18 protein-coding genes are annotated in these 20,768 nt (G+C 67.3%); 8 read left to right on the top strand and 10 right to left on the bottom strand.

Features of this window, described 5'->3' with window-relative positions:
* The first annotated feature begins 9 nt into the window (after window positions 1-9).
* The gene (locus D3H34_RS26175) at window positions 10-597 is read left to right on the top strand and encodes an IMPACT family protein (RefSeq protein ID WP_119557205.1); all 588 of its coding nucleotides are present in this window, start codon (window positions 10-12) and stop codon (window positions 595-597) included.
* Here D3H34_RS26175 and D3H34_RS26170 read toward each other — a convergent pair.
* Window positions 542-1,474: an ion transporter gene (locus D3H34_RS26170; protein WP_119557203.1), complete on the bottom strand. Its 933-nt coding sequence runs from the start codon at window positions 1,472-1,474 to the stop codon at window positions 542-544. The genes D3H34_RS26175 and D3H34_RS26170 overlap by 56 nt on opposite strands.
* A 112-nt stretch (window positions 1,475-1,586) precedes the next feature.
* Between D3H34_RS26170 and D3H34_RS26165 the strand changes: the two genes are divergently transcribed.
* Window positions 1,587-2,087 (top strand): bactofilin family protein, encoded by a 501-nt coding sequence (locus tag D3H34_RS26165; RefSeq protein WP_056574949.1) that lies wholly within the window; start codon window positions 1,587-1,589, stop codon window positions 2,085-2,087.
* 33 nt (window positions 2,088-2,120) lie between these two features.
* Here D3H34_RS26165 and D3H34_RS26160 read toward each other — a convergent pair whose 3' ends face one another.
* Entirely contained in the window at window positions 2,121-2,903 is a 783-nt protein-coding gene (locus tag D3H34_RS26160) for a DUF72 domain-containing protein (protein WP_119557227.1), read from the bottom strand.
* A 90-nt stretch (window positions 2,904-2,993) separates the two neighbouring features.
* Between D3H34_RS26160 and D3H34_RS26155 the strand changes: the two genes are divergently transcribed.
* Together D3H34_RS26155 and D3H34_RS26150 are read left to right on the top strand one after the other, a co-directional pair.
* The gene (locus D3H34_RS26155) at window positions 2,994-4,505 is read left to right on the top strand and encodes a M20 family metallopeptidase (protein WP_119557201.1); all 1,512 of its coding nucleotides are present in this window, start codon (window positions 2,994-2,996) and stop codon (window positions 4,503-4,505) included.
* 73 nt (window positions 4,506-4,578) lie between these two features.
* A complete protein-coding gene (locus D3H34_RS26150; protein WP_119557199.1) occupies window positions 4,579-5,451 on the top strand; it encodes an alpha/beta hydrolase in 873 nt (290 codons plus the stop codon).
* Window positions 5,452-5,468: 17 nt separating this feature from the next.
* Here the strand turns inward: D3H34_RS26150 and D3H34_RS26145 are convergent, their stop codons facing one another.
* The 5 genes from D3H34_RS26145 to D3H34_RS26125 form a co-directional block, all read right to left on the bottom strand.
* On the bottom strand, window positions 5,469-6,647 hold the full coding sequence (locus D3H34_RS26145) for an MFS transporter (RefSeq protein WP_119557197.1): 1,179 nt from the start codon (window positions 6,645-6,647) through the stop codon (window positions 5,469-5,471).
* Window positions 6,648-6,752: 105 nt separating this feature from the next.
* Window positions 6,753-7,217 carry a YidB family protein gene (locus D3H34_RS26140; protein WP_119557195.1) on the bottom strand — a complete coding sequence of 155 codons (465 nt, stop codon included), beginning with the start codon at window positions 7,215-7,217 and terminating at the stop codon, window positions 6,753-6,755.
* Window positions 7,218-7,317: 100 nt separating this feature from the next.
* Window positions 7,318-8,673 carry a M20/M25/M40 family metallo-hydrolase gene (locus D3H34_RS26135; protein WP_119557193.1) on the bottom strand — a complete coding sequence of 452 codons (1,356 nt, stop codon included), beginning with the start codon at window positions 8,671-8,673 and terminating at the stop codon, window positions 7,318-7,320.
* Between the two features lie 104 nt (window positions 8,674-8,777).
* Window positions 8,778-9,509, bottom strand: coding sequence for a 16S rRNA (uracil(1498)-N(3))-methyltransferase (locus D3H34_RS26130; RefSeq protein ID WP_119557191.1), 732 nt, complete (start codon window positions 9,507-9,509; stop codon window positions 8,778-8,780).
* Window positions 9,510-9,588: 79 nt separating this feature from the next.
* Window positions 9,589-10,683, bottom strand: coding sequence for an aminoglycoside phosphotransferase family protein (locus D3H34_RS26125; protein ID WP_119557189.1), 1,095 nt, complete (start codon window positions 10,681-10,683; stop codon window positions 9,589-9,591).
* A 133-nt stretch (window positions 10,684-10,816) separates the two neighbouring features.
* On the opposite strand from D3H34_RS26125, the gene D3H34_RS26120 reads away from it, so the two are divergent.
* From D3H34_RS26120 to rsmA, 3 genes are read left to right on the top strand one after another with little or no spacing between them, the layout of a single operon-like run.
* A complete protein-coding gene (locus D3H34_RS26120) occupies window positions 10,817-13,411 on the top strand; it encodes an LPS-assembly protein LptD (RefSeq protein WP_119557187.1) in 2,595 nt (864 codons plus the stop codon).
* 19 nt (window positions 13,412-13,430) lie between these two features.
* Complete coding sequence (locus D3H34_RS26115; RefSeq protein WP_119557185.1) at window positions 13,431-14,834, top strand: peptidylprolyl isomerase; 1,404 nt, start codon at window positions 13,431-13,433, stop codon at window positions 14,832-14,834.
* A gap of 20 nt (window positions 14,835-14,854) precedes the next feature.
* On the top strand, window positions 14,855-15,619 hold the full coding sequence (gene rsmA, locus D3H34_RS26110; protein WP_119557183.1) for a 16S rRNA (adenine(1518)-N(6)/adenine(1519)-N(6))-dimethyltransferase RsmA: 765 nt from the start codon (window positions 14,855-14,857) through the stop codon (window positions 15,617-15,619).
* A 374-nt stretch (window positions 15,620-15,993) separates the two neighbouring features.
* Here rsmA and D3H34_RS26105 read toward each other — a convergent pair whose 3' ends face one another.
* From D3H34_RS26105 to D3H34_RS26095, 3 genes are all read right to left on the bottom strand, one after another.
* Window positions 15,994-16,419, bottom strand: a complete 426-nt coding sequence (locus tag D3H34_RS26105; RefSeq protein WP_095747788.1) for a barstar family protein — start codon at window positions 16,417-16,419, stop codon at window positions 15,994-15,996.
* Between the two features lie 50 nt (window positions 16,420-16,469).
* The gene (locus D3H34_RS26100) at window positions 16,470-16,883 is read right to left on the bottom strand and encodes a guanyl-specific ribonuclease (protein ID WP_099794219.1); all 414 of its coding nucleotides are present in this window, start codon (window positions 16,881-16,883) and stop codon (window positions 16,470-16,472) included.
* 180 nt (window positions 16,884-17,063) lie between these two features.
* A complete protein-coding gene (locus D3H34_RS26095) occupies window positions 17,064-19,412 on the bottom strand; it encodes an NADP-dependent malic enzyme (protein ID WP_119557181.1) in 2,349 nt (782 codons plus the stop codon).
* Window positions 19,413-19,588: 176 nt separating this feature from the next.
* Between D3H34_RS26095 and D3H34_RS26090 the strand changes: the two genes are divergently transcribed.
* Window positions 19,589-20,641: an SPFH domain-containing protein gene (locus D3H34_RS26090; protein ID WP_119557179.1), complete on the top strand. Its 1,053-nt coding sequence runs from the start codon at window positions 19,589-19,591 to the stop codon at window positions 20,639-20,641.
* Window positions 20,642-20,768 lie beyond the last annotated feature (127 nt).

Below are 20,768 nucleotides of genomic sequence, written 5' to 3'. Positions count from 1 at the left end.
TGCCTGGCCATGAGCTTCACGCTCGCGCAGCCGGTTCACAGCGAACTGCTCATCAAGAAAAGCCGCTTCATCGGCTGCGTGCAGCCGGTGCCTGACCGCGCCGCCGCGCTGGCGGTGGTCGCCTCGCTGCGCGCCGAACATCCTGCCGCCGCGCACGTGTGCTGGGCGTTGATGGCCGGTGGCCAGTCGGCTGCGAACGACGATGGCGAACCCGGTGGCACGGCCGGGCGCCCGATGCTCGAGGTGCTGCGCCACCAGCAGGTGGAAGGCGCGCTCGCCACCGTGGTGCGCTACTTCGGCGGCGTGAAGCTCGGCGCCGGCGGCCTCGTGCGGGCCTACACCGATGCCGTGGCGCAGGCCCTGCTCGGCGCCACGCTGGTGCCGCTCGTGCGGCAACGCAGCCTGCAGTGCGCCGTGCCCTACGCGCTCGAGGGGCTGGTGCGGCGCGAGCTGGCCGCCATCGGCGCGGTGCTGGAGGACGTGCAGCACGGCAGCGACGTGCACTTCGCCTTCGCGCTCCCGGCGCCCGAGGCCGACGCCTTCATCGCCCGCCTCGACGATGCTGCGCAAGGGCGCGTCGTCTGGCCGCAGGCGTGAGCCGCTTGGCCGGCGCCTTGCCCGGGATCGGCTCGGCCACCATCGCAAGCACGCCGCGCGAGGCCAGTGCGATCGGTTCCGCCAGGTCGTCGTCGACGCTGCGCCGCGTCATCTCGGCGGTCACGATGCCGGTGGGCACGGCCAGCACGCCCCAGCCCAGCAGCATCATCACCGAGGCGATCGCGCGGCCCAGGTCGGTCTTGGGCACGAGGTCGCCGAAGCCGACCGTGGCCATGGTCGAGATCGCCCAGTAGATCGCCACCGGGATGCTGGTGAAGCCATGTGTCGGGCCTTCGACCACATACATCAGCGTGCCCATCACCAGCACCACGAGCATCACGAAGCCCACGAACACCGTGATCTTGCGGCGACTGGACGCCACCGCCGACACCAGCGCGCGGTACTCCACCGAATAGCGCGAGAGCTTGAAGATGCGGAACACGCGCAAGAGGCGCAGGATGCGCACGTCGATCAGGTAGGCCGCTTCGGGCGCAAAGGCCACGAGAAAGGTCGGCAGCAGTGCGAGCAGGTCGATCACGCCATAGAAGCTCAGCGCGTAGCGCAGCGGCTTGTTCACGCAGCACAGCCGTGCGATGTACTCCAGCGTGAAGAGAATCGTGAACACCCATTCGAGCGCATTGAACAGCGGCCGCCACTGGTCGCGGATCGACTGCACGCTGTCCAGGATGACGACCAGCACGCTGGTCACGATCACCGCAATCAGTGCCAGGTCGAACCACAGGCCGGCGGGCGTGTCGGCCTCGAAGATTACGGTGAACAGTTTGCGCCGCCAGCCGTGCGCGGGTTTGTCGAACCGCGAGTCGGTGTCGGCGGGCGTGGACAGGGCTTCGAGGTTGGGGCGGATCAGGCGGCTCATGCGGGCATTGTCATGGGGCAGGCGACGTATTCAGTTACGCTTATTGCGCAATGAAGTGCGGCACGCCGCGAGTGCCTTCTTACGATAGTCGTCTTTCTTGAGGAGCTCCCCTTTGGCCACACAGTCCCCCTTTTTCGGCAAGCGCGATCGTGACACCGACTCGCTGACGTCCCGTCCCGCACCGCTGGTTGGTTCGGGCACCAATCTCTCGGGCACTCCCGTCAATCCCTCCTCGTTGACTGCGCAGGCCGGCCTGGCTCCGGTAGCCACGGCGCCCGCCAAGGAAGGCGGCAGCAAGCTCACCGTCGGCCCGAACATCAAGCTCAAGGGCGTCGAGATCACCGATTGCGACACGCTCGTGGTCGAAGGCCTGGTCGAAGCGACCATGGACTCGCGCCTGATGCAGATCGCCGAACAGGGTGAATTCAAGGGCTCGGCCGAGATCGACATCGCCGAGATCCGTGGCGTGTTCGACGGCAACCTCACCGTGCGCGAGAAGCTCGTCATCCACTCGACCGGCAAGGTCACCGGCAAGATCCGCTACGGCAAGATCGTGATCGAAGAAGGCGGCCAGCTGTCGGGCGAGATCAGCTTCGGCGCCAAGGCGTCGTAAGCCAGTCGACAAACCAGTCGCGGCGGGTCGCCCTCAGGCGGCCGGCGGCTTCCATCCCAGGCGCTCCAGCAAGGCACCGGCCGCGGCCGGTGCCTTTTCTTTGGCGCCGTTGATGAAGTACACGAACACGTCGCGCTGCTTCGCCGACGCGCCGGCCCAGCCCTGCGCACGTTCGGCCCAGGTGTCCAGCGCCTTCGGCCCGTAGCCCGTCTTGAGCTTCGCGTCGGCCATCATGAGCCGCGCATAGGCGACGTCGCCTTCGGGCTCCTCGAAGGACGGAAACTTGTCGGCATCGGTGAACACGGTCGACACCTTGTGCTTCTTCGCGAGCGCCTTGTAGGCCGGCACGATGAAGCTCTCGTGGCGCACGTCCATCACGTGACGCAGCACGCGGCTGCCCTCCTTCTTTGGCAGCAGTTCCAGAAACGCCTCGAAGTCTTCCGGATCGAACTGCTTGGTCGGCATGAACTGCCAGACGATCGGCCCGAGCTTGTCGCCCAGCTCGGCCACGCCGCTGTCGATGAAGCGCTGGATGGATTCGCCGGCCGTGGCCAGCACCTTGCGGTTGGTGGTGAAGCGCGAGGCCTTCATCGAGAAGATGAAATCGTCCGGCGTGTCGGCATGCCACTTGCGGAAGGTCTCGGGCTTGAAGGTGCTGTAGTAGGTGCCGTTGATCTCGATGGCGCTCACCTGCCGGCTGGCGTAGTTCAGCTCCTTGGCGTGCGCCAGGCCCTTGGGGTAGAAGTTGTCGCGCCAGGGCTCGTAGGTCCAGCCTCCGATGCCTGCCTTGATCCGCGTCGATGCAGCCTTGCTCACGATGCCCTCCGGGTTGAGATCGCCGCACTCTACGCGCGGACGCGCCAAGGCGCAAAATGCGTTTTTTCGTCTCCCGCGGAGAACCCACCGATGAACGCCCCCCTGCACCGTGAAATGCCCGCCGGCACGCTCGACGCGACGCGCGCCCTCTCTGATGTCACCGCCCAATGGGACCGCGACATCGTCAAGCAGCTCACCGACTACATCGCCATTCCGGCCAAGTCGCCCGGCTTCGACAAGGACTGGTCGGCCAACGGCTACCTCGAGACCGTGCTGCGCAACGCCGCCGCGTGGGTCGAGGCGCAGAAGGTCGAGGGCCTGAAGCTGGAGATCGTGCGCCTCGAAGGCCGCACACCGGTGCTGTTCTTCGAAGTGCCGGCCACCGGCACCGACATGGCCGAGACCGTGCTCATGTACGGCCACCTCGACAAGCAACCCGAATTCACCGGCTGGCGCAACGACCTCGGCCCGTGGACGCCCAAGTACGAGAACGGCCTGCTCTATGGCCGCGGCGGTGCCGACGACGGCTACGCGGTGTACGCCAGCGTCGCCGCGCTGCAGGCGCTCAAGGCGCAGGGCGTGGCGCATCCGCGCATCGTCGGCATCATCGAGACTTGCGAGGAAAGCGGCTCCTACGACCTGCTGCCGTATGTCGACGCGCTGCGCCCGCGCCTGGGCAAGGTCGAGCTGGTGATCTGCCTCGATTCGGGCGCCGGCAACTACGACCAGCTCTGGCTCACCACTTCGCTGCGCGGCATGGCCAGCGGCACGCTCAAGGTCGAGGTGCTGACCGAAGGCATCCACTCGGGCGATGCCTCGGGCCTCGTGCCCTCGAGCTTTCGCATCATGCGGCAGGTGCTCGACCGCCTGGAAGACAGCGCCACCGGCCGCCTGCTGCCGGCCAGCTTCCATTGCGAAGTGCCGGCCGACCGCCTTGCGCAGGCCAAGGCCACCGCCGCCATCCTCGGCGACGAGGTCTACAAGCGCTTCCCCTGGGCGCACTACGACTGCGGCGGCTCGACCATGTTCGCGCTGCCCACCACCACCGATCCGGTCGAGGCGCTGCTCAACCGCACCTGGAAGCCCACGCTGTCGGTCACCGGCGCCGAAGGTTTCCCGGCGCTGAAGGACGCGGGCAATGTGCTGCGCCCCTACACAGCCTTCAAGCTCTCGTTGCGCCTGCCGCCGCTGGTCGATGCGGCCGAGACGGTGCAGACGCTCAAGGCCCTGCTCGAAGACAACGCGCCCTACCAGGCCCGCGTCACCTTCGAGAGCCACGGCGGCGCCACCGGCTGGAACGCACCCACCATCACGCCGTGGTTCGAGGACGCGCTCAACAAGGCCTCGCGCGCGCACTTCGGCGCCTCGTGCGGCTACATCGGCCAGGGCGGCACGATCCCGCTGATGAACATGCTGAGCGCGGGCTTCCCGACGGCGCAGATGATGGTCTGCGGCGTGCTCGGCCCGAAGAGCAATGCGCACGGCCCCAACGAGTTCCTGCACGTGCCCTACGCCAAGAAGCTGACGGCCGCCGTGGCCGAGGTCATCGCCGCGCTGCCTGCCGCGCACCGCGCCGCGACGTCGGAGCCGGTGGCGGCTTGAGCGCCGCGCCGGGCCGCCCCAAGCAAGCTCGCTCCCGCTTGGCGGGAAGGCGCGCAGCGCCAAGGGTGCACCAATGAGCGACGCGTTGCCCCTGCCTCACCGCGTGGCGCTGTCCACGCCGGACGGCGAGACGCTGGCGCTGCGGCGGTTGCCCGCCGCCGGCGAACCCCGCGCCGTCGTGGTCGTGGTGCACGGGTTGGGCGAGCACGCAGGTCGCTATCACGGCCTTGCCAAGCAACTGCACGCCTGGGGCTTCGCAGTCTGGGCCCACGACCATCACGGGCACGGCGAATCCACCGGTGCGCGCGGCGGGCTGCCCAGCGAGCTGCGGCTGGTCGACGACCTGGCCCTGGTGATCGACGACGCGCGCCGCGAGAACCCCGGTGTGCCGCTGGTGCTGCTGGGCCACAGCCTGGGTGGCCTGGTCGCCGCGAGCCTGGTGGCGCGTGGCGTGCGGCCGGTCGATGCGCTGGTGCTGTCGTCGCCGGGGCTCGATCCGGGGCTCAACGGCGTTCAGAAGATGCTGCTGGCCGTGCTGCCGCGCATCGCACCGAACCTGCGCGTGGGCAACGGGCTCGACGACAACTATCTTTCGCACGACCCGGTGGTGGTGCAGGCCTACCGCGACGATCCGCTCACGCATGACCGCATCGGCAGCCGGCTGGCGCGCTTCCTCGCTTACGAAGGCGCCACGGTGCAGCAGCACGCGGCGCATTGGCCGGTGCCCACGCTGTTGATGTACGCGGGCGACGACCGGCTCGTGCGACCCGCCGCCAGCCGTGCCTTCGCGGCGGCCGCGGCGCTCGGCGGCCAGGTCGAGGCGAAGTGCTTCGACACGCTGTACCACGAGCTCTTCAACGAGTTGGATGCGGAGCCCGTGTTCGACATGCTGCAGCGCTGGCTCGACCGGAGGTTTCCAGTGGTCGCGTCGACGCTCGCGGCCTGAGGCCGCGAGAGCCGGGCTCAGGCCTTCGCCGCCAGCGCGCGCCGGCGTTGCGTCTGCGCCAACCAGAGCAGCGCCGCGCCGGTCAGCGCCACCGGCACCAGCGAACCGTAGTTCAGCAGCTGCCAGCCCTGTGTCGTCACCAGCACGCCCGAGGCGAACGAGGTCAGTGCCAGCGTCGCGAACACGCAGAAGTTGAGCGCGCCCTGGGCGCGGTCGCGCTCCTCGGCCGTGTAGGCCGTGAGCGAAAGCGTCGTGCTGCCGGTGAACAGGAAATTCCAGCCCACGCCCAGCAGGAACAGCGCCACCAGGAAGTGGTGCAGTTCCACGCCCGACAGCGCCACGACGATGCAGCCGAGGTTGAGCGCCAGTCCCACGCCCATCACCGGCAGCGCACCGAAGCGGCGGATCAGGTGGCCGGTGAAGAAGCCCGGCGCGAACATGCCGATCACGTGCCATTCGAGCACCAGCGCCGCGTCGGAAAACGGCAGGCTGCAGATCTGCATCGCGATAGGGGTCGCGGCCATCAGCAGGTTCATCACGCCGTAGCCCAGCGCGCCCGAGGCGGCCGCCACGATGAACACGGGCTGGCGCATGATTTCGCCCAGCGGCCTGCCGCCGGCACCTTCCTTGCGCGTCGGCGAGGGAGGGAAATCGATGAAGCGCATGACGGCCATCGAGAGCAGCGCCACCGCCGCCAGCGCGATGTAGGCGCCGGCGAACGGCACCGGGAGGGCGTCGCGCGTGAAGGTCGCCAGATTCGGCCCCGCCACGGCGCCGATCAGGCCCCCGGCCATCACCATCGACACGGCCTTCTCGCGCCAGGCCGGCTGCGCCAGCTCGGCCGCCGCGAAACGGTAGAGCCCGGCGTTGGCGTTGTAGTAGCCGGCGACCAGCGTCGCGAAGCACAGCAGCCAGAAGTTCTTCGAGAACGCCGCATAGGCGCACAGCAGCGCCGAGCCGACTGCCACCGCCAGCCCGATCTGGAACGAGCCGCGGCGGCCGAAGCGCTGCTGGGTGCGGGCCACCAGCCCCGTGCTCAGCGCGCCACCCACCACATAGCCCATCACCGGCAGCGTGGCCATCCAGCCCTGCGGCGCGATGCCCAGGCCCACGAGGCCGTTGATGGCGATGAAGGTGACGTTGTTGGTCAGGAGCAGGCCCTGGCAGATGGCCAGGAGCCACAGATTGCGATTCATGGGGCGCGGTTCTACGCGATTGGGCGACGAAGGCAAGGCGCCGGCCAAAAAAAAGCGCCCTCGCGGGCGCCGGAATTCTGAAAATGAAAATTCGCCAGTGGCAGGTCAGGTCGGCTTGTTGCCTTGCAACAGGCCGCTGAGCGAGCTCAGCAGGTCGTCCTGGTTGCCGATGCCCTGCTCGGGGACCTTGCCCTGCGGCGTGAGCTGGTTGATGAGGGCCGGCAGCATGGTGACCAGCATCGGCAGCAGCGTTTGTGCGTTGATGCCGAGTTTGGAGGCGATGGCGGCGATCGTGTCGCCACCCAATGCGTTCTGCAGTTGATCGCCCGACACCGGCTTGTTCTCGCCGTTGCCGATCCACGAGCCGATCACGTCGCCCATGCCCGCCTGCTCGAATTTCGAGACCATGCCGCCGAGGCCGCCCTGCCCGCCGTTGTTGGCAAGCAGGCCGCCCAGGGCGCCAGCGAGGCTTCCGAGATCTCCCAATCCCCCGAGGCCACCGCCTTGCGGTTGCTGCTGTTGCGCAGCGCCTCCAAGCACCTGACCGAGAACCGAATCGAGCAACCCCATGACCATTCCTTGGTGTGTGACAGAAACGCTCACATTTTCCAATGTGGCGACCCGCTCGCCGAAAGTGGCGCGGCCACTTTCGAACTCGCAACGTGACAAATTACTTGCTGCGTGCCGTGCGTTTCGGCAAGAGCGCGGGGCTCACGCCCTGCACACCGACCAGCCCGAGCACGGTGACGAGCGAATTCTGCGCGCCTTTCCATGCATCTGTCACGTCGATCGACTCGGCCAGCGAGTGGAATCCGCCCGACTTGCCGCCGCCGCCGATGATGATGGCCGGAATGCCCAGCGAGATGGGCACGTTCGCATCCGTGCTGCCGCCGCGCAGCAGGGTCTTGTGGCCGAAGGCGGCGTTCGAGCGCGTGGCGGCCTCGACGATCACCGAGTCGGGCGGCGTGCGGCCGCCCGGGCGGTCGCCGATGAGCTTGGTGCTCACGCTCAGGCTGCTCACGTTCCAGCGCTTGTTCTCTTCCGCCACCGCCTCGTCGAGGGTCGCGAGGATCTTCTTCTCGGTCTCGAGCAGCGAGGCCATGTCGTCCGAGCGGATGTCGATGGCCATGCGGGCATCGGGGGCGATGGTGTTCACCGAGGTGCCGCCGCCCACGGTGCCGACGGTGAAGGTGGTCTTGGGAAAGGTGGGCGTGCGCACCTCGGCGATCTTGGCGATGGCGCGGCCCATGCCGTGGATCGCGCTGGGCACCTGCCCGAAGGCGCCGAAGCTGTGGCCGCCGGGCCCCTTGAAGCTCACTTCGTAGCGGTGGCTCGCGGTGCCGAGCACCAGCACGTGGCCGTCGGGCGAGGGCTCGAGGCCGACCATGCCGTCGATGTCGAGGTGGTCGCGGAAGATCGCCTTCATGCCGCGCAGGTTGCCCAGCTCTTCCTCGCCGACGTTGGCGACGATCATCAGGTCGCCCACGGTCTGGATCTTGTTGTCGTTGAGCACCTTGAGCCACGACAGCAGCACCGACAGGCCGCGCGTGTCGTCGCCGATGCCGGGCGCGAAGAGCTTGCCGTCGCGCTCCTTCACCTTGACGTCGGTGCCGGCCGGAAAGACGGTGTCCAGGTGCGCCGAGATGAGGAGCTTGGGGCCGTTGCCCGTGCCCTTGCGCAGGCCGATCACGTTGCCTTCGGCGTCGATCTTGGCGTCGGGCAGGCCCAGGGCCTTCAACCGGGTCAGGAAGGCTTCGGCGCGCTTCTGTTCCTTGAAGGGCGGCGCCTCGATCTCGGTCAGCGTCTTCAGTTCTTCGACCGTGCGTTCGTGGTCGGCCTTGACCGATTCCAGCAGCTTGCGGATCGCGGGCGAGGCCATGAGCTGGGTGTAGGCCTGGTCGACCGCGGGGCTGACCTGCGCCGGTGTCGGTGCGACGGCCTGGTTCTGCGCGTGGACGGCGGGCATGGCGCACAGCGCGGCCAGGACGAGAGGAGCAAGACGAAACGCGCGGGGTGAACGAGGCATGGGGGAGCGGTCCTTCCGGAAGGCGGATTGAACAAGGCAAACGAAGCGGCCATTGTTCCCCAGGCGCCCGATGCGCGCCTCGCGGAAAACACCCCCCGAACCGCTCAGGTGCCGATGAGCGACACGAGGGCTGCGAGCGCCGCTGTTTCCGCGCGCAGCACCCGCGCGCCGAGCGTGACTGGCGCGAAGCCGCGCGCGATGGCATCGCTTTCTTCGGTCGCGCTGAGGCCGCCTTCGGGGCCGCTCAGCACGAGGGCCGGCTGCGTGGTCGGCGTGCTCGCAGCGACGGCGGCGACGGCGCGCGTGCCGTCGGCCAGACTCAATATGAGGCGCGTCGCTGCCATGTCCGCAGCGGCGGTGCTGCTCAGCCAGCCTGCGAAAGACTGCACCGGATGGATCACCGGCACCCGGTTTCGCCCGCATTGCTCGCAGGCCGCGACGGCGATGGCTTCCCAGTGCGCCCGTTTCTTCTCGGCGCGTTCGCCCGACAGCCGCAGCACGCCGTGCGCCGTGGCCAGCGGCTGGATGCTGGTCACGCCGAGTTCGGTGGCTTTCTCGACCAGCCAGTCCATGCGTTCGTTGGCCGGCATGCCGACCGCGAGGTGCACGGCGCGGGCGGCTTCGCGCTCCACCAGCGTGTGGGCGCCGACCGTCACTGCCACGTCGCTGCGGCCCATGCGCTCGACTGTCGCGGCGTACTCGCCGCCTGCACCGTCGAACAGGGTGAGGGCGTCGCCGGGCTGCATGCGCAGCACCTGCACATGGCGCGCGGCACCCGGCGGCAGCGCCAGGCTGGCGCCAGCGGTCAGCGGCACGGAGCAGTGAAAACGGGGCATGCTATGAAATCAGGAGCTGAGGGCGCCCGTGGCGCGGGCGCTACAGCGATTTTCTTTTTCGGCTTTTTTCAGTTTCTCTTCAGACTCGACCGTAGGCGAAGCCGGTGACCGCCGTGGTGCCCTCGACCTCGTCGATCACGCGCAGCAACGGCTTCAGCTCGATGTAGCGGCTGGCGGTGGCGCGGATGTAGGCGATGAAGCGTGGCGTGTCGGCCAGGTAGCGCGGCTTGCCGTCGCGCAGCGTGAGCCGCGCGAAGATGCCTGCGACCTTGAGGTGGCGCTGCAGACCCATCCATTCGACCGCACGGTAGAAGGCGCCGAAGTCCTCGTCCACCGGCAGGCCGGCCTTGCGCGCGGCGGTCCAGTAGCGCACGGTGATGTCGAGCACGAACTCCTCGTCCCAGCTCAGGAAGGCGTCGCGCATCAGGCTGGCGATGTCGTAGGGGATCGGGCCATAGACGGCGTCCTGGAAGTCGAGCACGCCCAGCGGCGCGCCTTCGCCGCCGATCATCAGGTTGCGCGGCATGAAGTCGCGGTGCACGTACACGCTCGGGGACGCGAGGTTGTTCTCGACGATCAGCGCGAAGACGCGGTCCAGGCGTTCCTTCAACTGACCCTCGACGGCCACGCCGCGGTGGCGGCCGATGTACCACTCGGGAAAGAGCGCCAGTTCGCGCTCGAGCAGCGCCCGGTCGTAGGGGGGCAGCACGCCGGGTTTGGAAGCCAGCTGCCAGCGGATCAGCGCGTCGATGGCTTCGTCATAGAGCGGGCGGCAGGTGTCCGTGCGGGCCGGGTCGATCACGTCGAGCATGGTCTGTCGGCCCAGGTCGTCCAGCAGCAGGAAACCGTGGTCGCGGTCCCATTCGAGCACCTGCGGCGCACAGACGCCGGCCTCGGCCATCAGCTGCGCGACCTGCACGAAGGGGGCGCAGTTTTCCTTGTCCGGCGGCGCGTCCATCACGATCCGCGTGCGGCCGTCGGTGGTGTCGAGCCTGAAGTAGCGGCGGAAGCTGGCGTCGGCCGAGGCCAGCCGGACGGTGTCCGGGCGCAGCTGCCTGGCCCCGGCAATGCCGGCCAGCCAGCCCCGGAACGCTTCGGCCCGCTGCGGATCTGTCCAGACAATGGCCTGGTCGGGGTGTGGGGTCGTGGGAGCCGGGGTCGAAGGTGCTGTCATGGATAATCAATTCTACAAATCCGCCTGGCGCGGCACCCCTTCCCAAGGCCGATCCGGCCGGGCGGGGTGGCTGCCGGTCCCCGCAACCCGCCGGCCTGCCGCGCCGTCCCCGACGATCTTTCGTTCCGAATCGATGCCTACGACCCCACGCGCCGCCTCGCGACGTCTGAGCCCGCCGCTGCCACTGGCCGTGCTGTCGCTGGCGTTGCTGCACGCGCACGGCGCGTCCGCCCAGCAGCCTGGCAGCCTCGAGGGCCCGCTCACGCTGAAGCGCACGCCGCTGCTCACCGAGACGCTGACGCCCGCGCAACGCAGCCAGCTGCCCAGCCTCGTCACCGGCGACCGCATTTCCGGCCGCCCCGACCTCGAGACCGTGGTCGAGGGCAATGCCACGCTGCGCCGCGGCCCGCTCGCCATCACCGCCGACCGCCTGGAGTACTACCAGCCCGACGACCGCGCCAAGGCCACGGGCAACGTGCGGGTCAACCAGGCCGGCAACGTGTACGAAGGCCCCGAACTGGAACTCAAGCTCGAGACCTTCGAGGGCTTCTTCAACAACGTGCGCTACCGCTTCCTCTCGACCGGTGGCCACGGCGAGGCCGAGCGCATCGACTTTGTCGACTCGAATGTCTCGATCGCGCGGCGCGCCAGCTACACCACCTGCCGCCGCGAAGACTTCCCCGGCTGGATGCCGGCCTGGCTGCTGACGGCCGCCACGCTGACCACCGACACCGAGGAAAACGAGGGCGTGGCCATCGACGCGCGGATGAGCTTCATGGGCATCACCACGCCGCCGATCCCGCGCGTGACCTTCCCGCTGTCCAACGAGCGCAAGAGCGGCCTGCTGCCGCCCACCATCGGGCTGGACAACACGAACGGTTTCGAGGTCTCGCAGCCCTACTACTGGAACATCGCGCCCAACCGCGACGCCACCTTCACGCCCACGCTGATGAGCAAGCGCGGGCTCAACCTGGCCAACGAATTCCGCTACCTCGAGAAGGACTACAGCGGCAGCATTCGCCTGGACCTGATGGGCAGCGACCGCCTCGTGGGCCAGCGCTACAACGAGGCGCGTGCCGAGCAGCTGCAGAAGCTGAACAACGGCGAGATCGCGCTCAAAGACCTGAACTTCGGCAAGCAGCCCGACAGCAGCAAGCGCTGGGGCCTGTGGCTGAACCATCACCACGACTTCGACGCCAAGGCGCTGGGGCTCGACTCGCTGTCCGCCAACATCAACATCAACCGCGTCAGCGACAACGACTACTGGCGCGACTTCACGCGCACGCCGACGCTGGCACAGCGCCAGCTGCCGAGCGAAGGCTCGCTGAACTGGTCCAAGGGCGATTGGAGCGGTGCCGTGCGCGCCCTGCGCTACCAGACGCTGCAATACAACCTGTCGCCGGTCGTGCCGTCGTACGACCGCGTGCCGCAGATCACGGCCAACTACGCCAAGTACGACTGGCACGGCTTCGACGTCTCGCTGAACACCGACTACTCGCGTTTTCGCGTCAACAGCATCCTGGCGGGTCAGCCCGGGTTCGACCTCGTGCAGCAGTCCCAGCCTGATGGCGACCGCGTGTTCGCGCAGGCGGCGATCAGCCGGCCGTTCCTCACGCCGAGCTCCTTCGTCATTCCCAAGCTGCAGCTGCACGCGACTTCGTACAACTATTACCTGCCGCAGTCGTCCATTCCGAAGGTGTCGGTCAACGGCATCGACTACGTGAACGGGATGCCGTACAACCCGAGCCAGCTGTACTTCTTCCCGACCTCGTCGAACCGCGTCGTGCCGACCTTCAGCCTGGACAGCGGCCTGATCTTCGAGCGCGACGCCAATTACTTCGGCCGTGCCTTCCGCCAGACGCTGGAGCCGCGTGCGTACTACGTCTACACGCCGTACCGCAACCAGAGCATGCTGCCGAACTACGATTCGGCTGCCAACGACTTCAGCTTCGCGACCATCTACACCGAGAACGCCTTCTCGGGCAGCGACCGCATCTCGGACACCAACGCACTCACGCTGGGTGTCACGTCCCGCCTGATCGACCCCGGCACCGGTGTGGAAGCCGTGCGCTTCGGCATCGCGCAACGCTTCCGCTTCGCCGACCAGAAGGTCACGCTGCCGGGCGTCGCACCGGTCACCGACCGCACCAGCGACCTGCTGCTGGGCGCGCAGATCAACTGGACGCCCAAGTGGAGCCTGGACACGCTGCTCCAGTACAACCCCGATTCGCGCCGGTCCACGCGCAGCGCCATCAGCGCGCGCTACAACCCGGGGCCGTACCGCAACCTCAGCGCCGCCTTCCGCTACCAGGCGCCGAGCACGCCTACGGCCACCGACGGCAACAAGTCGATCGACTTCGGCTGGCAATGGCCGATCAACGACCTGTGGGGCGACAAGGGCAACAAGGACCTCGGTCCGGGTAAGGGCGAAGGTGGCGGGCGCTGGTACGCCGTGGGCCGTCTCAACTACAGCCTGCAGGACAAGAAGCTCACGGACGGCGTGCTCGGTGTCGAGTACGACGGCTGCTGCTGGATCGGCCGCGTGGTGCTGCAGCGCATCACCACGGGCCAGGTGACGGCCAACACCCGCATCATGTTCCAGCTCGAATTCGTCGGTTTCTCCAGCATCGGATCGAGCCCGATGCAGGCCTTGCGGCAGAACGTGCAGCGCTACCAGCCGCTGCGTCAACCGACCGAGGCTCCGAGCCGCTTCACCAATTACGACTGAACGACGACCGATTCACGCCATGAAACACATCCGTTCCCTCATCACCCTGGGTTGCCTTGCGGCCATCGCCGCAACGGCCGGCGCACAGGGCTTTCGTTCCGGCAGCGGCATCACGGACATCATGCGCGCCGGTCCCCGGATCGTGCCGCCGGTGGCCCGTCCGGCCGGTCCCGCGGCGGCGCCGGTGCAGCGCGCGGCCGAATACATCGTGGCGCTGGTCAACTCCGAGCCCATCACCAACACCGAGGTGCAATCGCGCGTCACGCGCCTGATCCGCGAGAACCCGGACGCCGAGCGCGTGCCGCGCGCCGAGCTCACGCGCCTCGTGCTGGAGCGCCTGATCACCGAGCGTGCACAGCTGCAGCTCGCGAAGGAAAACGGCATCAAGGTCGACGACGTGGCGATCGACCAGGCCGAGCAGACCGTGGCGCGCCAGAACGAGATCAGTCTCACCGAACTGCGCAGCCGCGTGGCGGCCGAGGGCATCTCGCCGCGCGAATTCCGCAACGACCTGCGCGACCAGTTGCTGCTCACCCGCCTGCGCGATCGCGAGGTTGAGTCGAAGGTCAAGATCAGCGACACCGAGGCGGACGAGTACCTGCGCGATCAGCGCGACAGCGCCGTCAAGAACAACGCCCTGCTGAACCTCAACATCGCCCAGCTGCTGGTGGCCGTGCCCGAGAACGCCACCGACGCGCAGGTCGCTTCGGCGAAGCAGAAGGCCGATGCGCTCGCGCAACGTGCGCGCGGCGGCGAAGACTTCGCCAAGCTGGTGCGCGAGAACTCCGACTCGCCCGACCGTGCCAACGGCGGCGCGCTCGGCCTGCGCAGTGCCGACCGCTACCCGCCGGTGTTCGTCGAGGCCACGCAATCGACCGCGGTGAACGGCATCGCCGGGCCCGTGCGCTCGGGCGCCGGCTTCCACGTGCTCAAGGTGCTGACCAAGGCACAGGTGGGGGCGTCGGATGCATCGATCACCCAGACCCAGGTGCGCCACATCCTGCTGATGAACGACCCCAAGCGCACGACCGCGCAGGCGGTGGCGCAGCTGCAGGAATTCAAGCGCCGCGTGCAAGGCGGCACCGCCGACTTCGCCGGCCTGGCGCGCGACAACTCGCAGGACGCCAGTGCCAAGGAAGGCGGCGATCTCGGCTGGGCGCGCCCCGGCCAGTTCGTGCCTGAGTTCGAGGAAGCCATGGACCGGCTCGCGCCGGGCCAGGTCAGCGACCCCGTGGTGTCGCGCTTCGGTGTCCACCTGATCCAGGTGATTGGTCGTCGCGAAGCCAAGCTGAGCCAGTCCGAGCAGCGCGAAGCCGCGCGTGCCGCGCTGCGTGAACAGCGCGTCGAAGAAGCCTTCACCACCTGGGTGCAGGAAGTGCGCGCGCGCGCCTACGTCGAATACCGCGAGACGCCGCAGTCCTGATGGCCGCGTTCTAGGCCGCGATGGCACAACACATTGCAAGAAAGCGGTTCGGACAGCACTTCCTGTCCGACGGCGGGATCATCGATGCGATCGTGCAGGCGATTTCGCCGCAGCCCGGCGATGCGATGGTCGAGATCGGACCGGGGCTGGCGGCGCTCACGCAGCCGCTGGTCGAGCGGCTCGGCCGCCTCAAGGTCATCGAGCTCGATCGCGACCTGGCCAAGCGGCTGAGGGAGCATCCGCAGCTCGACGTCATCGAGTCCGACGTGCTCAAGGTCGACTTTGCCGCGCTGGCGGCCCAGGCACCGACGCCGCTGCGCGTGGTCGGCAACCTGCCCTACAACATTTCCACGCCGATCCTGTTCCACCTGCTGGGCTTCGCCCACCTGATCGCCGACCAGCACTTCATGCTGCAAAAGGAAGTGATCGATCGCATGGTGGCCCGCCCCGCCACCTCGGACTACAGCCGCCTGAGCGTGATGCTGCAGTGGCGCTACGACATGGAAGACGTGCTGTTCGTCCCGCCCGAGAGCTTCGATCCGCCGCCGCGCGTGGACAGCGCCGTGGTGCGGATGGTGCCGCTCGCGCAGCCGCCCGCGGTCGATGCGGCGCGGCTCGGCGAGATCGTGCAGGTGGCCTTCAGCCAGCGCCGCAAGATCCTGCGGCACACGCTGGGCAAGTGGCTCGGGGAGCACGGCTTCACTGGCGAGTTCGACATCCAGCGCCGCGCCGAGGAGGTGCCGGTGGCCGAATACGTCGCCCTGGCCCAAGCCGTCCCCCCATGAAAAAAGCCCGTCATTGACGGGCTTTTTTCATTTCGCGAGACACCGCGGAACCGGCTCTGCCGGGCCGCAGGTGTCGCCCCCGGAAGGGGGTTGGCGAAGCGACACGAAGTGCGCGCAGCCTGGGGGCGAGCCTAGTTATGCGGCGGCCAGCCAGTAGCCCGCGTTGAAGGGGCTGCTCATGCGCAGCGCCAGGGGCGACACGTCGACGAGCTTGTCGGTCGGCATTTTTTCGCCGGCCGGCTCGGTGCTGGCAGGGGTGGCCGCAGCAGCGGTTGCCGCCGTGGCGGTGGTGTTGATTTCGATGCCATCGAGGGTTTCAGCGGTTGGCTGAGCCTCGTTCGCCCGTTCTGCTTGGCTGGTAGATGCAGAACGGGCTACAGAAAAGAATAGAAGCAGCGGAACGGGACCTTGCGATCGCCCCAGTAGTCCGATGCGTCGCGGAAGATGTCGAGCAGCTGCTCGCGTGCTTCCTTGTCGAACTTGGCGTTGGCCGGGATCTGTTCGAGCACGATGACGAAGCCAGGCTGCGGGCCCGATTTGTGCAACGGGTCGGTCATGCAGTCGTACAGCGCGTCGAAGTTCTTGCCGAAATGCGCCGGGAAGGTGAACTGCTGGGCAATCAGGTCGAGCACGTCCTGCTTGGTCTGGGCGTTGCCCAGGTTGGCGTACAGGAAGTGCTGGCCGGCCGCGTTGGCGGCATCCTGCAGGTCGTTCACGCGGAACGCGCGGATCGATTGCACGATGTTCGGGCGTACGGCTCGAAGGGATAAGGTCATATCCGCTGGTCTTTCCATAGTCATCATCATCTCGTCGGGGCGCTTCGAGGCGCCGCTCAGGTCGTTTTCATCGCTCATGGCGCAATCCGTCTGAAACTCGCATAGTGGTCCGCCGTGTACCAGCAGGCCTCGGGCGCCGTGCGCTGCTCGCCACCGCAAACGATCCGCCGGGCACCACGGTTGCGCGCGCCGGGCGTCGGCACCGTGTATTCGCGGTAGTGCCCGCGGCGTGCCGCTGGCAGGATGCGTTCGCGATTGCCGAATACCGTGCCGTCCTTGTCGTACCGAAAGGGGCCACCGTCGAGGATGGCCTGGTAGGTTCGCTGGCCCTGGACCGGCAGATCGGTCAGGGCAATCGATGCCTCGGAGGACGTTTTCTCGGCGCCGAACCATCCGCGGGCCTCGGCCCCCGTCGTCAGTGCCACCAACATCAAGCTGGTGAGCGCAAACTTAGTGACAGAGGACGTGATCGAGGCGTAAGCCGCCATGGGGCACCACAAGAAAAGAGCGGGGGGTTCGAATTGCGCTCAACCTCGGGGTTAACCCGCAAATTCAAGCCCGCGAGTGTGCACCACGCTGGCGAAAATAGCAAGCGACTGCCCAAAGTTTGAGCAGTCGCGGGGGAAAGATGGCTCGCCTTAAGTTGGCGGCCACTCTCGCCAAATGGCCTATCTCTCGGCGTTTGCGTCGGCCACTGTCAAGGCTGTCATGTTCACGATGCGGCGAACAGTCGCGCTCGCCGTGAGAATATGCACAGGTTTGGCCGCGCCGAGCAGAACCGGGCCGATGGCGATGTTGCCGCCGGCCGCGGTCTTGAGCAGGTTGTAAGAAATGTTGGCGGCGTCGATGTTGGGGAATACCAGCAGGTTGGCATCGCCCGCGAGCGCGCTGTGCGGCATGACGACCGCGCGCTGCTTGCTGTCGAGTGCCACGTCGCCGTGCATTTCGCCGTCCACTTCGAGCCAGGGCGCCTGCACGCGCAGCAGGTCGAGCGTCTTGCGCATCTTGATGGCGCTGGGCTCGTTGCTGCTGCCGAAATTGGAGTGCGACAGCAGCGCAGCCTTCGGCTTGAGGCCGAAACGCATCATTTCCTCGGCCGCCATGGTCGTGATCTCGGCCAGTTCCTCGGGCGTCGGGTCGTAGTTGACGTGCGTGTCGACCAGGAACACCTGGCGGTCGGGCAGCAGCAGGCCGTTCATGCAGGCGTACACGGGCACGTCCTGCGGCGTGCTGGCGCAACCGCCGGGGCGCTTGCCGATCACCTGGTCGATGTAGTGCAGATGGATCAGCGTGGTGCCCCAGGTGCCGCAGATCATGCCGTCGACCTCGCCCTTGTGAAGCAGCATGGCGCCGATCAGCGTGAGGCGGCGGCGCATCTCGATCTTGGCGGTCTGCACCGTCTGGCCCTTGCGCTCGGTCATGCGGTGGTAGGTCTGCCAGAAATCGCGGTAGCGGTGGTCCTGCTCGACGTTGACGATATCGTAGTCGAGCTCTTCCTTCAGGCGCAGGCCGAACTTCTCGATGCGCTGGGCGATGATGGCCGGACGGCCGATCAGCGTCGGGCGCGCCAGGCCTTCGTCCACCACGATCTGGGCGGCGCGCAGCACGCGCTCTTCTTCACCTTCGCAGTAGGCCACGCGCTTCTTCGGCGCGCGCTTGGCGGCGTCGAAGATCGGCTTCATGGTGGTGCCCGACGCATAGACGAAGCTCTGCAGCTTGTCGCGGTAGGCGTCCATGTCCTTGATGGGGCGCAGCGCCACACCGCTTTCCTCGGCCGCCTTGGCCACGGCCGGCGCGATCTTCATCATCAGGCGCGGGTCGAAGGGCTTGGGGATCAGGTATTCGGGGCCAAAGCTCAGCTTTTCACCGGCATAGGCGGCAGCCACGCGTTCGCTCTGTTCGGCCTGTGCCAGCTCGGCGATGGCGTGGACCGCAGCGAGCTCCATTTCGTCGGTGATCGTGGTGGCGCCCGAATCGAGCGCGCCGCGGAAGATGTACGGGAAGCACAGGACGTTGTTGACCTGGTTCGGGTAGTCGGTGCGACCCGTGGCCATGATGATGTCGTCGCGCACCGCGTGCGCGTCTTCCGGCGCGATCTCGGGGTTCGGGTTGGCCAGGGCGAAGATCACCGGGCGCTTGGCCATCTTGGCGACCATGGCGGGCTTGAGCACACCGCCGGCCGACAGGCCCAGGAACACGTCGGCGCCTTCGATCACCTCGCCGAGCGTGCGCGCGTCGGTCTTCTGCATGAACTGGCGCTTGTCGTCGTCCATCAGCTCGGTACGGCCTTCGTAGACCACGCCGGCCAGGTCGGTGACGAACACGTTTTCGCGCTTCACGCCGACCTTGAGCAGCAGGTTCAGGCAGGCCAGCGCTGCGGCGCCGGCGCCCGAGGCGACCAGTTTCACCTCGGCGATGTTCTTGCCGGCCACCTTCAGGCCGTTGACCATGGCCGCGGCCACGGTGATGGCCGTGCCGTGCTGGTCGTCGTGGAACACCGGGATCTTCATGCGCTTGCGCAGCTCGCGCTCGACGTAGAAGCAGTCCGGGGCCTTGATGTCTTCCAGGTTGATGGCGCCGAAGGTGGGCTCCAGCGAGGCGATGATGTCCACCAGCTTGGCCGGGTCCTTCTCGTCGATCTCGATGTCGAACACGTCCACGCCGGCGAATTTCTTGAAGAGAACGCCCTTGCCTTCCATCACCGGCTTGGAGGCCAGCGGGCCGATGTCGCCCAGGCCCAGCACGGCGGTGCCGTTGCTGATGACGGCCACGAGGTTGCCGCGCGAGGTGTACTTGAACGCGGCGGCCGGGTCCTTGACGATTTCCTCGCAGGGCGCGGCCACGCCGGGCGAGTAGGCCAGCGACAGGTCGCGCTGGTTGACCATCTGCTTGGTCGCCGCGATGGCGATCTTGCCGGGAACGGGAAACTCGTGGTACTCGAGGGCGGCACGGCGCAGCAGGGCGCGCTTGTCTTCCGGGGAAGGGGTCGAAGGGGACGATGCGGTCGAATCGGACATGTGCCGTTGCTCCTGGTGGCGCTTCTTCTGGGGGCGCCGATTGTAGACCTCGGTGAATGGCGCACTACGCCGCTTGGCCAGTGGCAGGCATGACCAAAAGCACGGGGCACCGTCAAGGCCCTGTGGCAATATGCGCGGCTGGGACACAAACCGACAACATCTCGAGAGGAACGACCATGGCCCTGATGGATTTCATCAAGAAACAGTTCATCGACATCATCCAGTGGACCGAGTCCGGCGATGGCACGCTGGCCTGGCGCTTCCCGATGGCCGAGATGGAAATCCAGAACGGCGCCTCGCTCACCGTGCGCGAGTCGCAGATGGCCGTGTTCGTCAACGAAGGCCAGGTGGCCGACGTGTTCGGCCCGGGCATGTACAAGCTCACGACGCAGACGCTGCCCGTGCTCACGTACCTGAAGAACTGGGACAAGCTCTTCGAATCCCCCTTCAAGAGCGACGTCTATTTCTTCAGCACCCGCCAGCAGGTCGACCAGAAGTGGGGCACGCCCCAGCCGATCACGATCCGCGACAAGGACTTCGGCGCCGTGCGCCTGCGCGCCTTCGGCAATTACAGCTTCCGCATCGGCGACCCGAAGCTGTTCCACACCGAAATCTCCGGCACACGCGACATCTACAGCGTGGCCGACCTCGACGGCCAGCTGCGCGGGCTGGTGCTGCAGAACATCAGCAACGCCATTGCCTCCAGCGGCCTGCCCTTCCTCGACCTGGCGGCCAACCAGATCCAGTTTGCGCAGGCGCTGGCCGCCCAGCTGGTGCCCGAGTTCGAGAAGATCGGCATCAAGCTCGAGAACATCACGGTCCAGAACGTCTCGCTGCCCGAAGAACTGCAGAAGATCCTCGACCAGAAGATCGGCATGGGCATGGTCGGTAACGACATGGGCAAGTTCATGCAATACCAGACGGCGCAGGCCATCCCCAAGTTCGCCGAAGGCGCAGCGGGTGGCGGCAGCGGCATCGCGGGTGACGCGATGGGTCTGGGCGCCGGCGTGGCGCTGGGCCAGGTGCTGGCGCAGAACCTTGCACAGGGCCTGAGCCCGAACGCGGCGGCCCAGGCCGCGGCGACGACGCAGCAACCTGCCGTGGCCGTGGTGAGCGCCGCCGACGTGATGACCACGCTCGAGAAGCTTGGCGAACTCAAGACCAAGGGCATCCTCACGCAGGAAGAGTTCGACGCCAAGAAGGCCGAACTGCTGAAAAAGCTGGTCTAACCCCAGTGTTGGTCTAACCCCCAGGCTTCGCGCACTTCGTGTCGCTTCTCCTCCCCCCTTGCAGGGGGCAACACCTACGGCCCGGCGAAGCCGGTTCCGTGGTGTTTCCCGCAGCTGCATCCGTGGT

It is taken from the genome of Acidovorax cavernicola (assembly GCF_003581445.1).
The sequence above is the reverse complement of the archived record's forward strand: the minus strand, read 5'-3'. Positions and strand labels throughout refer to the sequence as shown.

Coding starts and splice junctions, on each gene's coding strand:
- D3H34_RS26175 (WP_119557205.1), top strand. CDS start 10: ATGAGCTTCACGCTCGCGCAGCCGGTTCACAGCGAACTGCTCATCAAG.
- D3H34_RS26170 (WP_119557203.1), bottom strand. CDS start 1,474: ATGAGCCGCCTGATCCGCCCCAACCTCGAAGCCCTGTCCACGCCCGCC.
- D3H34_RS26155 (WP_119557201.1), top strand. CDS start 2,994: ATGAACGCCCCCCTGCACCGTGAAATGCCCGCCGGCACGCTCGACGCG.
- D3H34_RS26150 (WP_119557199.1), top strand. CDS start 4,579: ATGAGCGACGCGTTGCCCCTGCCTCACCGCGTGGCGCTGTCCACGCCG.
- D3H34_RS26145 (WP_119557197.1), bottom strand. CDS start 6,647: ATGAATCGCAATCTGTGGCTCCTGGCCATCTGCCAGGGCCTGCTCCTG.
- D3H34_RS26140 (WP_119557195.1), bottom strand. CDS start 7,217: ATGGGGTTGCTCGATTCGGTTCTCGGTCAGGTGCTTGGAGGCGCTGCG.
- D3H34_RS26135 (WP_119557193.1), bottom strand. CDS start 8,673: ATGCCTCGTTCACCCCGCGCGTTTCGTCTTGCTCCTCTCGTCCTGGCC.
- D3H34_RS26130 (WP_119557191.1), bottom strand. CDS start 9,509: ATGCCCCGTTTTCACTGCTCCGTGCCGCTGACCGCTGGCGCCAGCCTG.
- D3H34_RS26125 (WP_119557189.1), bottom strand. CDS start 10,683: ATGACAGCACCTTCGACCCCGGCTCCCACGACCCCACACCCCGACCAG.
- D3H34_RS26120 (WP_119557187.1), top strand. CDS start 10,817: ATGCCTACGACCCCACGCGCCGCCTCGCGACGTCTGAGCCCGCCGCTG.
- D3H34_RS26115 (WP_119557185.1), top strand. CDS start 13,431: ATGAAACACATCCGTTCCCTCATCACCCTGGGTTGCCTTGCGGCCATC.
- rsmA (WP_119557183.1), top strand. CDS start 14,855: ATGGCACAACACATTGCAAGAAAGCGGTTCGGACAGCACTTCCTGTCC.
- D3H34_RS26105 (WP_095747788.1), bottom strand. CDS start 16,419: ATGACTATGGAAAGACCAGCGGATATGACCTTATCCCTTCGAGCCGTA.
- D3H34_RS26100 (WP_099794219.1), bottom strand. CDS start 16,883: ATGGCGGCTTACGCCTCGATCACGTCCTCTGTCACTAAGTTTGCGCTC.
- D3H34_RS26095 (WP_119557181.1), bottom strand. CDS start 19,412: ATGTCCGATTCGACCGCATCGTCCCCTTCGACCCCTTCCCCGGAAGAC.
- D3H34_RS26090 (WP_119557179.1), top strand. CDS start 19,589: ATGGCCCTGATGGATTTCATCAAGAAACAGTTCATCGACATCATCCAG.